At 35.9% G+C, this 13699-nt stretch carries 11 protein-coding genes; 8 read left to right on the top strand and 3 right to left on the bottom strand.

Features of this window, described 5'->3' with window-relative positions:
* Nucleotides 1–26 precede the first annotated feature (26 nt).
* Nucleotides 27–1208 carry a carbohydrate porin gene (locus J3U09_RS02465; protein WP_065562541.1) on the top strand — a complete coding sequence of 394 codons (1182 nt, stop codon included), beginning with the start codon at nt 27–29 and terminating at the stop codon, nt 1206–1208.
* Between the two features lie 75 nt (nt 1209–1283).
* On the opposite strand, the gene J3U09_RS02460 is transcribed toward J3U09_RS02465, so the two are convergent.
* A complete protein-coding gene (locus tag J3U09_RS02460) occupies nt 1284–2651 on the bottom strand; it encodes a sodium:proton antiporter (protein WP_267356999.1) in 1368 nt (455 codons plus the stop codon).
* 247 nt (nt 2652–2898) lie between these two features.
* Between J3U09_RS02460 and rlmF the strand changes: the two genes are divergently transcribed.
* From rlmF to J3U09_RS02440, 4 genes are all read left to right on the top strand, one after another.
* Nucleotides 2899–3834 carry a 23S rRNA (adenine(1618)-N(6))-methyltransferase RlmF gene (gene rlmF / locus J3U09_RS02455; protein ID WP_267356998.1) on the top strand — a complete coding sequence of 312 codons (936 nt, stop codon included), beginning with the start codon at nt 2899–2901 and terminating at the stop codon, nt 3832–3834.
* A gap of 565 nt (nt 3835–4399) precedes the next feature.
* Entirely contained in the window at nt 4400–5701 is a 1302-nt protein-coding gene (locus tag J3U09_RS02450) for a hypothetical protein (RefSeq protein WP_267356996.1), read from the top strand.
* Between the two features lie 180 nt (nt 5702–5881).
* Complete coding sequence (locus tag J3U09_RS02445) at nt 5882–6196, top strand: hypothetical protein (protein ID WP_267356994.1); 315 nt, start codon at nt 5882–5884, stop codon at nt 6194–6196.
* A 598-nt stretch (nt 6197–6794) separates the two neighbouring features.
* The gene (locus J3U09_RS02440) at nt 6795–8129 is read left to right on the top strand and encodes a hypothetical protein (protein WP_267356992.1); all 1335 of its coding nucleotides are present in this window, start codon (nt 6795–6797) and stop codon (nt 8127–8129) included.
* A gap of 207 nt (nt 8130–8336) precedes the next feature.
* Here J3U09_RS02440 and J3U09_RS02435 read toward each other — a convergent pair whose 3' ends face one another.
* A complete protein-coding gene (locus J3U09_RS02435; RefSeq protein WP_065734578.1) occupies nt 8337–9191 on the bottom strand; it encodes an AraC family transcriptional regulator in 855 nt (284 codons plus the stop codon).
* Between the two features lie 232 nt (nt 9192–9423).
* On the opposite strand from J3U09_RS02435, the gene fsa reads away from it, so the two are divergent.
* The 3 genes from fsa to J3U09_RS02420 all read left to right on the top strand — a co-directional run bounded on the left by fsa (nt 9424) and on the right by J3U09_RS02420 (nt 11595).
* Nucleotides 9424–10086, top strand: coding sequence for a fructose-6-phosphate aldolase (fsa, locus tag J3U09_RS02430; RefSeq protein ID WP_267356990.1), 663 nt, complete (start codon nt 9424–9426; stop codon nt 10084–10086).
* Between the two features lie 136 nt (nt 10087–10222).
* The gene (locus J3U09_RS02425) at nt 10223–11005 is read left to right on the top strand and encodes a siderophore-interacting protein (RefSeq protein WP_267356988.1); all 783 of its coding nucleotides are present in this window, start codon (nt 10223–10225) and stop codon (nt 11003–11005) included.
* A 2-nt stretch (nt 11006–11007) separates the two neighbouring features.
* Nucleotides 11008–11595, top strand: a complete 588-nt coding sequence (locus J3U09_RS02420; protein WP_267356986.1) for an ACP phosphodiesterase — start codon at nt 11008–11010, stop codon at nt 11593–11595.
* Between the two features lie 52 nt (nt 11596–11647).
* Here J3U09_RS02420 and J3U09_RS02415 read toward each other — a convergent pair whose 3' ends face one another.
* Nucleotides 11648–13681, bottom strand: a complete 2034-nt coding sequence (locus tag J3U09_RS02415; protein ID WP_267356984.1) for a 3-hydroxybutyrate oligomer hydrolase family protein — start codon at nt 13679–13681, stop codon at nt 11648–11650.
* Nucleotides 13682–13699: the final 18 nt, after the last annotated feature.

Genomic DNA, 13699 nt, shown 5'->3' with positions numbered 1-13699 from the left:
TCAATTTACATTAAAAGGAAATAACGATGAAATTAAAAATAATAGCTGGAGTCTGCTGTTTCTATTCTTTATCCGCATTAGCATCCATTGAATGGCAGACCGAACAAGGAACACTTAAACTTTATGGCGATGTCGAATTTAATATTGATGCTGCAAGCAAAAAAAAGCAGTTAACCTCACTTAGAACATCGGCAAACAAAGACTTTGATGCTAATGACACAGATCAGTGGGATATAAATGGCCGTATTTTATTCGGCTTGGATGGGAAAAGAGAATTAGCGAATCAGAACTATGCAGGATTCTCGGTGCAACCGCTTGCTGACATGGGAGGTAAAGTTAACCTAGATGATGCTAGTTTCTATTTTGGTAAAAAAGATGATTGGCGCCTACGAATTGGTCGCTATGAAGCTTATGACATGTTCCCACTTGGGCAAGATACCTTCATAGAATATTCTGGCAATACTGCCAACGATTTATATAGTGATGGTTTTGGTTACATCTATATGATGAAAGAGGGTAGAGGGCGTAGCAGTAACGGCGGTGCAATCGAATTAACCAAAGAGTTGGGGGATTTGAACTTGCAAGTTAATGCGATGGTAAAAGATGGTACCTCCTTATTTGATCATAGCCGTTATCATGGATATAAGTTGCAAAAAGATAAAAACGTCGTTTACTTACGTCCCATCATATCCTACCGAAATAATGATATATCAGCAGCTCTAGCAATGGAGCGTAATGTTGTTAATAACGCTTATGGTTATCATGATATAAACGGCAAATGGCATGATCAGTCAAAACGTAATGGGTATGGCTTAACGATGAGTTGGAATAGTGCAGGTGATTTTGATAAATCATCTGAGGGATTACTGCTCAATAGCAGCATCTCCTATTTAGATGCCGAACAAGAAAAAGATTTTACCGCGGGTATCAATGGTATTTGGAAAGGTATTGGTCTTGGTTACATCTATGCTGCCAATGATATAAAAGCATTTAATACAAATTATCGAGGTGATGGTGAAATTTATGCTAAAGGTAAATATAAATTACATACTGTCAATGCCTCATACTTAATTTCAAATGTGATGGATATGGATAACTTCAATATCTATTTAGGGACTTACTTATCTAGATTAGAGCGCGATGAAAAACAAGGAGGAGGTAACGATAATCGTTATGGCGCAAGGGTCCGTTTTAAATATTTCTTTTAAATAAGACTAATTAACATTCACCCCAAGTAAAAATAATACGCACTTTACTTGGGGAATTCTAAAAAGAGTCATTTCTTAAAAAAACACAAAAAACACCAAATTATCAATAATAAAAACCGGAATCAAAATCCCGATTGACCACTTCATATAACCAAAAAAGCTAGGCATATTGATTTTATTTTGATCCGCAATGCTTTTAACCATAAAGTTAGGGGCATTACCAATATAACTTAAAGCGCCCATAAATACCGAGCCCATTGAAATGGCCAGTAAAGTGCTTTCAAACGTCGTCATTAAGCTACTAGCATTACCCGAAGCAAGATTGAAAAAGACCAGATAAGTTGGTGCATTATCTAAAAATCCGGATAGCAATCCTGATAACCAAAAATACATACTATTTATTGGCGCACCTTGGTCATTAGTCACCAATGAAATGACCGAAGCCAACGCACCATCATTACCCGCACGTAAAATCGCTAGCACAGGCACAATAGTAATAAAAATCCCAATAAATAACTTAGCAACCTCTTTTATCGGCTCCCAATTAAATTCGTTGCCTGCTCGAACTTGTTTTGGGGTAATCATTATTGAAATTATCGTAATAGCAATAAAAAGACCATCACGAACTAAATTTTGTAATGCGATTTGTGAACCTAAAATAGTAAAACTTATCGATGAATGCCACACACCAGACAAAATCACGCTAGCAATAATAGCCAATAATAATACAAGATTATTTAGACCATATAACTTAACAGGCTTAGCACTAATTGGATTGCTATTCACACCATACTGCTTAACGTAATAGTAATGATCGATAAAATAATAAATAATTAGCAATAACCCAGATGTAAACACAACAGGCAACAGCATATGCTTAACTGTCCAGAAAAAATCGACACCTTTTAAAAAACCAATAAATAACGGTGGATCGCCTAAAGGCGTTAATCCACCGCCAATATTGGCAACTAAAAAGATAAAAAATATTACCGTGTGTACAGCATACTGCCGTTGACGATTAGCTCGAAGTAGTGGACGAATCATCAACATCGCAGCGCCAGTTGTTCCCATAATTGAAGCAAGCACAACGCCAATCATCAGTAAAATAACGTTGGATTTTGGTGTGCTGATTTTATCACTCTTAATCAGAATGCCACCGGAAACCGTAAACAAAGCCAAAAGTAATAATATAAAAGGAATATACTCCTGAACAATGGCGTGTACTGTTAGTTCAATTGTTGTCGTTAAACCAAATGAAACCAGCGCAAACCCCAAAAATAATAACGTCCAAACGGCAACAACTTTACCGTAGTGATAATGCCATAATCGGGCTAAAAATAGTGGACATAAAGCAATCGATAACAAAATTCCAACAAAAGGGATCACCCAAAGTAATGATAATGCCTGTCCATTAAACTCACTCGCATAGGAATCAAAAGACATAAGCATTAAACTCAAAAAAGGGAATATCAAAAATTTTTTTAGATTTTTCATTGTATTATCGGTTGGATTTAAAGTGGATGATTATAACAAATTCAAAATTAATTTTCGAATCATCCACAATCGTATAACTTAACGATTATAAAAAAAGTTGATGAGCGGGGTTTTTGAAGCATAAAATCTCTCGCTATTTTCACAAATTTGCTCAAAAACGTTATAATAGTGATTAATTCTCTATGTTGGATCATCCATGCAATCAATCAAAAAAACAGCTTTACACCACCGCAATAAACACATTAATGGTTATCCATTTGATTTACTTATCAAAACATTGAACGAGCTATCTAATTTTGTAAAGCCTAATCAATATGGACGGTTAACGATTGATTTTGCTGATCCTACTGCGGTCAAAATGCTAAATAAAGCGCTATTATTGCACTATTATCAACTTTCGTATTGGGACATTCCTGACAACTATCTATGTCCGCCAATTCCGGGGCGAGCAGATTATATACACTATCTTGCCGATCTGTTAGCGCAAGATAACCAAATTCCTACAGGTAAACAGGTTCGCATTTTAGATATTGGGGTTGGGGCGAATATTATTTATCCAATTATTGGTTGTGCAGAGTATGGTTGGTCATTTGTTGGTAGTGATATCAATCCAACATCAATTAAAATTGCTTCATTGATAGCACAATCTAATGATCTATTAAAAAACACATTACAATGTCGCTTACAACCTGACAACAAAGCTATTTTTGAAAATATCATTCAACCTAAAGAATTTTACCTAGCCACCCTATGCAATCCACCTTTTCACTCCTCCGAACAAGAAGCACATGCAAGTGCTTACACTAAACTTAAAAAGTTGGGAAAAGTAAATTCAACGAAAGATAATCTCATCCTCAACTTTGGTGGACAACACGCTGAACTCTGGTGCAAAGGGGGAGAAAGTGCATTTATCACTAGAATGATAAAAGAGAGTATCAAATACAAAACGCAATGCCTGTGGTTTACCTCATTGGTATCGAAAAAAGAGACGCTAAGCAAAATAAAAAAACAACTAAAAGTGGCAACTGAATATAAAATTGTCTCTATGGCTCAAGGGCAAAAAATTAGCCGTTTTGTTGCGTGGACGTTTTTTGATCAAGAAGAGCGAAAAATGATAATCAAAAAAAGTTGAGGAGCGGGGTTTTTGGCATTTAAATCTCTACCTAGAAATCAATAAATAAACAAAATTTAAATAAAATTAAATTTTCTCTGGATTAAAAACTATAATTTTAAAGATTTATAAAGTTGATATTTATCAATTAAACCAAAATTTAGCCAATAATTATTTGGATCTTTTTTTGATCGCATTTACAAAAGTTAACAATATAAAGTAAAAAATTTATTGCGTCATATTTTTCCAGTTATTATACTTTCGGATCAATTTAGCTGAATAGCTAAAATTTTATCAACAAACATAAAATAGTAAATAAATCAAAAATTTACTTGACAGGATAGTCGAATATGTATTACAATTTTCAACAGGCAACAGGCAACAGGCAACTTGGCCAACCTATAATTTAAATTCACCAAATTTAAACTCTCAACCTCTTTTTTTTCACTCCAGTTTATTAATCGACGAAAATTTAAGATCGCATAGTGAATCGTTGCACCGATCGTTATTTCGATCGTCATTTAGATCATTCCGATCAACTCTCAGATCTAAATTATTTCGGCAGATCTTTTTACCGCTTGGCTTTTTGTTAATACCTTTTTATTCTAGCCATGCATTAACCTCTAAAACCACGAATATGATTCATGGTAATCCACCGCATTTAACTTTCGATGGTGGCCGGACTAGTACTCTTGATCTTGATTATCTGCTCAATATTACGTTATCTAACGGAAAGCGATACACGACTACAACCAATACTTCATCATCTTCAACACCAATTGAGTTACCTGCTAAAGGTCAAAGCTTTTCTGATATAAATATGTTCATCCCAAGAGGAGAAGATTCAGTCGAATTAGACAGAATTCTACTTCCTTATTGGGATGATGGTGATGGTGATGGTGATATTAATATTTCTGGTTTTTTAAGGTTATCTATCTATGATAGAATCGGTAGAACTATATCATCGCGCAATACAGTGCTAACGTCTTGTGGTGCACCTTATCGGATTGTATTAGAGGCTATAGGTGGTACATTAAGCACTCGTTATGGTCTTCCAAATAGTAGTAGTCTTAATTCCAATAATGTCACTTATTATGTCAAACCTGTGGGTATTGATATTTGTTTTGTCAGCCCAAGCTTATCTTATGAGGGAGAGGGTGGTGTAAAAGCAGGTCCTCCTGAAATTTTCAATCCTTCTCTTGGTTTTTTCCCTCAGTCAACTAACCCATTAGATTATGGTAAAAACTTTCCAACTACTGGAGCTAACAACATGTTCTTTGATTTGCGGATTGGTTATACTGAGGCACTATCTTGGGCTCCTGTTTCGCATGGTGGTATCACTGCTACTATGACTGATGTTACAGCTACAAGCGCACGAGTTACCTTAACTGGCCCTGTTGCAACTCAATCCCAATGGAATTCCGGCAATCCAGGTCCTATTACTAAGCCTACTTTGCCTCAGACATTCGAGTTAGTTGGTCGAGATAGTAAAGGTAAAGCTATCGTTAAATATGGTTTTACATTAAAACAATGGTTTGTCAACCGAGGTAAAAGCTATTACACCTATTCTAGCATGGAATCCTGGTGTAAAAGTATTGGTTATCGCCTTTCTAGAGTTAAAGATTTAACTAATGCAAAACGTTATGAAATTACTGGTGGTACACCTTCATCATCAGGTGATTATTATATGCGTACAATTGGTGCAGGCTTGCTTGCGGAGTGGGGTAATATAGGCAAATATGATCGAACCAACTTTGACGCCGTCCGATGGTACTGGACCAGTGATGAAAAAAGTTTGAGTCGGTTCGTCGTTTTTCCTACAGATGGTCATATACATTGGGCTGAACCCTCGTATGATAAATCGGTAGGGCTTTGCACTTATCCTTAGTGCCATTAGCGAGGTGGAAATATAAAAAGTATATTCGTTAACGAATTGAAAAATCCAATTTTGGGTGGCGATTATACTTTTTACCCAATTTTAGCTTAATGGCTAAAAGATGAAACAGAAGGCATAAAAATAAAATAAATCAAATCACTATGTTAATTGCAAATATATATTATAAATTAAATGGAGTTAAATGCCGATGTTTTGCATGTTTTTAAGGCGTTTATACAAGAGATCTCAAACGCGATAATTCCTCAATTATTCAGGCAGACTATTTTAGCTATTTTGCTGTCTGTCTTTTTTTCCAGCTATGCATTAACCAAACAAACTTCAAATATTATCCACGGTAATGTTCCATATTTAACGTTTGATGATGGTTGTATTCGAACGGTTTATACAAATGATCTGAACGGTATTACGTTATCTAATAGTGTTAAATATACGCCTTCTACCAATTCTTCATCTGCAACCCCCATCGTTTTGCCTGCTACAGGTTAGAGTTTTGCTGTGCCTAATTGTAAGCTCAATGAAGGTGGTTGAGAAAATATAGCCTTAAGTTGTTATGAGTTAGCTGACTCAAAGAGTCAATGTAGCCAAGCGTTAAAAAACGATTTTGTAAAGCATATCAATAATCGGCCTTTAGGCTATGATGGATTTTATTGACGAATGTGTTGTATTATAAAATCACAATTCTCATTGTTAAAATGTCTATTTGTAAGATAGAATGTTACAGTATTAATTATTTAGTAATGAAATACATTGCGCATAGGGTGGGAGATTTTTATCCTTTACTCGCAGTTTAGTAAGTAGTATTTTAATGAGAAGTTATTGTTAGTTAAGGAGCAGTAGATAAAAATAAAAATTTAAATAAAACTTAATTGATAAGGTATTTGTTATGATATGCAATTTCAAAGACCAAATCTGTTCAATTTATAATTTACACTTACTTAATTTAAGCTCAAAAAGTCTTTTTTTTAACTCTAGTTTATTAATCGTCAAAATTTTAAGATCGTTATGTAGATCATTGCAAATATCTTCCAAACGATTATATTATGCTTTCATATTATCTCGCCAAATGCTTTTGTCGTATGGCTTTTTGTTTATAACTTCGTATTCTTGTGATGCATTAACTTCTATAACATCAAATGCGATTCAAGGGAATGCGCCTTATTTAACATTTGATGAAGGGCGCACGCGAGCCATCAATACTGACGATCTGTTATGGATATCTCTTTCTAATGGGGATAAATACACACCTTCAACAAATAATTCGTCAACAATCCCAATTGAATTGCCTGTAGCTGGTCAAAGCTTTTCTGATATTGATATGTTAATGCCAAGGAATAGCTATTCAGTTGGTTTGAATACTCTTATTGCTGCGCCTTTTAATTATTGGAGCGATGATGATGGAGATGCTGATGTTTCAGTTACTGGTGACCTAAATTTGTATATTGTTGATGAAGACTATATATTCTTATCACGTGATACAGTGCCATCACTGTGTAATGGTTCTTATCGTGTTACATTAGCTAATACAAGTGGAACATTAACTACTCGTTATGGCATTCCTAATAGTAGTACTTTTAATGCTAATAGTGTTACTTATCATATTAATCCTAAAGAATTGCCAACGGTTTGTTTTGCCAAGCCAGATACAACTTACGGTAATTATAGTTATGCTGGTCCAACTACTATGTGGAAAACTGATAAGGGTTTTATTCCACAGTCTTTTATTTCGTCATCTTATAATTTAAACTTCCCCACTACAGGCGCTAACAATTTGTTTTTTGATTTAATTATTGCTGGTAATCATCAGCCATTAACTTGGGATACGGTCTCCCATGGCGGTATTACCGCTACTATGACAAATTCATCAAATACAGGGGTTCGTGTTACATTAACTGGCCCTGTTGCAACTTCATCACAATGGAGAGCTAAAAATCCTGGAAATATACCAAGCCCCTCCTTACCTCAGACTTTCGAGTTAATCGGTCGTGACAGCCAAGGTAATGAAGTTGTTAAGTATGGGTTTGAGTTAAAGCAGTGGTTCATCAACCGAGGTACTTTTGAAGACAATTATGCTAATACATTATCTTGGTGTAAACGTATCGGTTACAAAGTTCCTAAGGTTAAAGATTTAACTAATGCTTTTTGTGCTGAAAATAGTACTTTAAATAATGAATGTAGAGGTTCAGTCGGTGCAACTCCTTCTTCAATCGATAATTATTATCAGCGTATAATCGGCGCAGGATTTTTTACCGAGTGGGGATTGATGAAAAATTACTCACAAGCCAATTTTTCCTTTAAAAATTATTGGACAGTTGATACCAATCCTACATATAATCAGCCGTTTGTTGTGGGCTCGTACTACGGTAATACGCTATTCGTGGACCGATCTCGCAACTACAACGGACTTTGTGTTTCTCCTTAACTTTTATTCGATAGTTCATATTACTTGAGTAAATAAACTGGAGATAGCAATAAGTCCATTAGATAGTTGACTTGAAGTGTTTAAAACACCGTCTTGATTAGGACTAATTTTTTTTGTTTTTATAGTAAAAAAGTTGAGGAGCGGGGTTTTTGGGCTCCTTAATTGCTTGCAATTAGAAACTTCTGTCTTACTTTCAATTAACTGAGTTTACTTTTCCGATAATTTACTATGATATTGCCGTCGATATTCAGTGGGTGTTCGTTCGGTTTTTTTTCTAAAAATTCGGCAAAAGTAGTTACTATCTTTAAAACCCGCTTCAAGCGAGATTTCTTTGACGTTTAAGTCGTAATCTTTAAGTAGTGATTTTGCGTACTCTATCCGGATATGGTTGAGATATTCATTTAAGCCAATTTTGCCTTCGTTTTTGAATAGATAGGATAAATAGTTGGGTGAGATATAAAACATTTTAGCTAGAAATTCACGGCTTATATCTTCCCGAAAATGAGTATCAATATATTGGCGTATTGCTTCGAATAAGCTGGTGGTTTTTGATGCGGTTTTTATGTCGGCATTGAGTAAATCTAGGGTGTTACTAAGCAGGCTTTGAATCAAGTAGTAGCCGGTTTGAGTTTGTGGTTGATTTTGCCAAGTCAATTCAGATAGCGCTTGAATAATAAAGGTGCCAACTCGTGGACCTCGCCTTGGTATGTTGGTTTGTGCTAGCGGAATTAATTGGTTGCCGTCCCAATAAACAATGCTGATGCCAATTTGCTGTTTACCAAATAAGATGTTTAACCAGGTGATTGGGGTTGTGCGGATAGGTTTGTTCCAACTGTTAGCGGTAATGTAGAGCAGATCATTAACTTCAAGTTGTTGTGTCATTATTTTGCCATTGCTGTCAGCCCATTGCATAAGCTGTTGACCTTCTATAATCACTTCGATCCTCGGAAAATCAACTTGATAAGCATGTAGCGGTGCCGTTTGTTGGTTATTGGCAAAATAGAGGTGGTTGATTTGTTGGTTAGTGAGCTGAGTTAATACGTTTTTTAGGTTTGTGGTCATATTGTTAGTAAACCAAGTAATGTGCAGTTGGTTTAATTATAGCTTGTAGAGTTAAAGTTGAAAAATTTATTTAATTTAATGTGTTATTAATTATTATTAAAAATGTGATCGAGATCGCATTTTGCTATTTATCGTACAAAAGTCCAGTAAATAGAGATTTTGTCTTCTAGGCTTGAATTAAATTTTTTTTTACTATGCTACTCATCAATTAAGCATTTAATTAGGAGTGGGTATGGAATTATATTTAGATACAGCCGATGTTGCAGCAATTAAGCGTTTAGCTGCAATTTTACCAATAAAGGGGGTTACCACTAATCCAAGTATTGTCGCTAAATCGGGTAAGCCAATTTTTGATTTGTTATCTGAATTACAAGATTTTCTGGGTTCTGATAAGTTGTTATTCGCGCAAGTGCTTTCTCATAATGCTAAAGAGATGATTAAGGAAGCTGAGCAACTTCGTAAAGTCATTCCATCGATTGTGACTAAAATCCCGGTTAATGCCGAGGGGTTGATGGCGATTAAGGAGTTGACCAAGCAGGGTATTCCAACTTTAGGTACGGCCGTTTATGGTGCGGGTCAGGGCTTTTTGGCTGCGCTTGCTGGGGCAAAATATATTGCTCCTTATGTCAATCGTATTGATGCCCAAGGTGGTAATAGTAAAGATACGGTTTATGAGCTACAAGCGCTGTTAGATTTGCATTGCCCTGAATCGATGGTGTTAGCAGCCAGTTTTAGAACGCCAAGACAAGCTTTAGATTGCATGCTTGCCGGTTGTCAGTCAATTACCTTGCCTGTGGATGTGGCGGAGCTGTTTATTTCAGATCCGGCCGTCGATGCTGCTGTGGTTAAATTCGATCAGGATTGGTGTGGGGCGTTTGGAGCCTTACGCTTTTAATACTTGCAATTGATTTAGATTCCACCCATTTAGGGTGGTTTTTTTTCTCTTTCTCGTGATTAAAAATTCCCCTTTTTTATTTCAATTATGTTGTATGATAGTGATGCGATATTAGAGGAATAGAAGAGAACACCAAATGCACGAAAAATCAAAAAAATACATTATTAATGCTTTATTGACGGTGATTAAAGTTGAAAGGCCGTCAGAGAGTTACTTTCGGTTACATTTTAGTTGTGATAAGCCTTTAGCAGTTAATCCGAATTGGATTTGCCCTCATTTAAAGTTGTTATTTGCTGATCCGTTAACCGGTGAAATTGTTTTTCCGATGTTAGATGAAAATAATAAAATTTTAGTGAGTGATAAAGTTCGACAGTTTGCTCGCAGTTATAGTATTCGTGCTTATGATGAGTCGTCCAATCAAATTGTGATTGATTTTGCGATTCACGACAGCGGTTTAGCGACGGTTTGGGCTCAACAGGCAAAAGTGGGCGATCAAATCGGTATAGTTGGGACAGCAGGTAAGTTAGAATTTGATAATCAATATTTGATTTTGATGGGTGATGTGTCTTCTCTGCCAACCATCTGTTATACCCTTGAACATTTACCTGCAAATCATAAAGCAGTTGCTTTTATTGAGGTTAATCATAAGAGCGATATCGTTGAACTGCCATCTGATTTAACTGTTCAATGGTTGATTAAAGATGCCAATCATCCTAATCAATTAGTTGATGCGGTGATGAGTTGGGATTTGAGTCAGCAGGATAATCTATTGTTTTGGGGCGGGTTAGAGTGTTCGCTTGCTCGGCAATTACGTCAGGCAATTAAAGATAAATATGTCGATTTGCAACCTAGTTCGGTCCACATTACTAGTTATTGGCGAGAAGGTTTTGCTGAAGGGGAGTTTAAACATCGAGATTAGCCATGAATATTCTTGCACATTTACATTTGGCAACCTTGGCGAATAGTTCGTTGATTGGTAATACAGTTGCTGATTTTGTTAAAGGTGATGCTTATCGACAATATCCTAAAGAGATTTCTGATGGGATTATGTTACATCGTAGGATTGATCGTTTGATTGATAGTTTTGCTGAAGTTAAGCAAGCTAAATTGCTTTTTCGACAATCACATCAACGTGTTGCACCGATCACTTTGGATATTATTTGGGACCATTTTTTGTCAAAATATTGGGTGGAATTTAACGCTAAGCAATCTCTTTCATCATTTAATACCTTTACTAAGCGGCAGATTCAGCCTTATATCGCAAATTACCCAGTTGATTATCAAGATTTTATGGGGGCAATGTGGCGTGGTGAATGGTTGGTAAATTATGCCTCGGTAGATTTTATTGGTAAAGTTTTAAACGGTATGGCAAAGCGTCGACCTAAGCTCTATCTATTAAGCGATACCTTTATTGATTTTGAACAAAATTATACGCCACTCAAAACATTGTTTTTCGAGCTTTATCCTAAAATGTGTTCACTTATTAAAGTATCGAATATAGATGATTAAATGACTATCGAATCGTACTTGATTTGTTCGATAGTCATTTGTGAATTTGATTTTATTGCGGAAATATAATTTTGCCATTATCGACAGTGATTAGATTGTTGGTATCTGGAGTTTGCGATATTGGGATTAGATTTTCAGCCGTAGCTTGTGGCGCTTGTCCACTTATGCCTCCTCTCGGTTTTGTGCGAATGATTTGGCTTTCCGGTAAAGTGGTTTGATTGGTTATATTAGCCCATAACCATTCCATGGCTTCATCACCATAATAGTCAATAGGTAATAGCGTATTGTCAAAAGGCGCTTTGCCATCAAGATAACTTGCATTTTCAACTTCAATATAACGGAGTTGTGACTCTTTTCCTTCCACTTTACTGTTTAATGCAACATAAGGTCGAGATGTGTAGTCGATAAGTTGTTTAGGGTTATTTTTACCATGAACAATAAAGGTTTTGACTTTGTTTAAGTTACCTGTTGCCTGGACTTCTTTTAAACCTTTAATCACGCGTGGATCTTTTATTTTTTCTCTTAAACAGATGGCACCTTTAGTTCCATAATCTATTTGATGTTCAATGGTAGAACTTGAATACCATTCACGTCGAGGAGAGGTGACATCTTTATTTTCAACAAGGTCAATAGCTGTGGCATCAGGGTTGGCCCAGATTGGTAACTGGCCACTAGATAATCCCCAAATTTCGGCAAAATTGACTTGTTTTAGTGGTTTTACTTCACCAGAATTGTAATATGGGTCTTGTTGGGTACTTGCCACTGAAAAGTCACACATGTTTTCAGTTACATCATATCGACCATAGGCGCTAATATATTTATAAGGGTAGGCAATTGATTCATTAAGATAGAAATAAGGTAATTGGATGCTCATTTCAGGCTTCCAACCATAATCATACAGCTTGTTTAATGCCTCTTTCGGCGTGCCGGTTGATAGTAAGTTGGCTTGCTTTAATGCATCACAACGGTTTTGTGAAAAAAGATATTTAGAGGCATCGGGGACGTATTTGTCCTGTTTATTCGGTTCAATTGCCGGTATGGCACAAGGAATATAAAGTGCCCCATAGGAGCTATAATCGGGTAATGAACGAGAGCTTATGTTTTCGTTACTATTTACTAAACTTGTTTGAATTTGTGGATTAACTGCAACCACACCATTAATTCTACTTCTTAAACGTAATTCAGCTAGCTTAAGTGCCGCAGCTCCACCATCCTCAGCTCCATAGACTAATATGATGGTATTAGTATCGTTAAAGTAAAGATTATTTGGTTCTGGAAATAGTTCGTTTAATTCATACAAGGCGAAAACAATTGAATAGAAGGTATATGTTGGCCATTTTGCTTCTTGATTTTGCTTTGAATGGAGCTGTTTTACTGCATAACGGTGCGGATTATTTTTGATAAACTCTTTTTGATTTTGTATAGTTGGCTTGAAGAGTATGTTGTCCTTAGCAACTTGACCATCAACAGTAAAGCCTTGTTCGTTGGTAATATCATAAATACCAGTACCTAAACCTTTGTCGTTATAAACTACTGCGCAGTTATGTTTAAGAGCCCACAATCCACGGATTTGTATATCTTTGGCGTTATATAGTCCATCAGAACCAGAAGCTGGTACGGCAACAATACAGGGTTTTTTCTTATTAAAATCGATGGGAACTTGTAATAGTAAGCCAACATTTTCATCTTTTATGGTGGCTAAAATTTCTGTGCCTGCAATTTTTCCATCAAATAAAGGCGACAATTCTTCACTTTTGAATCCAAATAGAGAGCCTTCTCCGGTTTTTGTATCAATAAATCGATTTAATTTTGCACGGCGTAATTCTTGGGTGGTTGGATTTGATGGATCGGCATAATTGACCTTTTGGATCATTTTCGATAAGGCAGTAAACCCTATTCCAGCGGTAACAAGATCATCACTATCACCATCATAGTAGTTTGAGCTATGAACAACCAACCATTGGGGTTTATGATTAATTGGATTTTGGTTTGCAGGATCACCTAATTCAGCACCGCTAGGATTTGAAAATATTGTTAAAAAGAGTAAGGTGGATAACGTGCTTGTTTTTTTTAATTTTATTGGCATTACATTCATTCCCTACAT

This window comes from Gilliamella sp. B2889, from assembly GCF_026536885.1.
In the GTDB taxonomy this organism is placed as follows: Bacteria; Pseudomonadota; Gammaproteobacteria; order Enterobacterales; family Orbaceae; genus Gilliamella; species Gilliamella apicola_E.
Note: the sequence above shows the minus strand (reverse complement) of the source record. Positions and strands in the feature narration are given on the sequence as shown.

Coding starts and splice junctions, on each gene's coding strand:
- rlmF (WP_267356998.1), top strand. CDS start 2,899: ATGCAATCAATCAAAAAAACAGCTTTACACCACCGCAATAAACACATT.
- J3U09_RS02425 (WP_267356988.1), top strand. CDS start 10,223: ATGCACGAAAAATCAAAAAAATACATTATTAATGCTTTATTGACGGTG.
- J3U09_RS02420 (WP_267356986.1), top strand. CDS start 11,008: ATGAATATTCTTGCACATTTACATTTGGCAACCTTGGCGAATAGTTCG.
- J3U09_RS02465 (WP_065562541.1), top strand. CDS start 27: ATGAAATTAAAAATAATAGCTGGAGTCTGCTGTTTCTATTCTTTATCC.
- J3U09_RS02460 (WP_267356999.1), bottom strand. CDS start 2,651: ATGTCTTTTGATTCCTATGCGAGTGAGTTTAATGGACAGGCATTATCA.
- J3U09_RS02415 (WP_267356984.1), bottom strand. CDS start 13,681: ATGCCAATAAAATTAAAAAAAACAAGCACGTTATCCACCTTACTCTTT.
- J3U09_RS02435 (WP_065734578.1), bottom strand. CDS start 9,191: ATGACCACAAACCTAAAAAACGTATTAACTCAGCTCACTAACCAACAA.
- fsa (WP_267356990.1), top strand. CDS start 9,424: ATGGAATTATATTTAGATACAGCCGATGTTGCAGCAATTAAGCGTTTA.
- J3U09_RS02445 (WP_267356994.1), top strand. CDS start 5,882: ATGGAGTTAAATGCCGATGTTTTGCATGTTTTTAAGGCGTTTATACAA.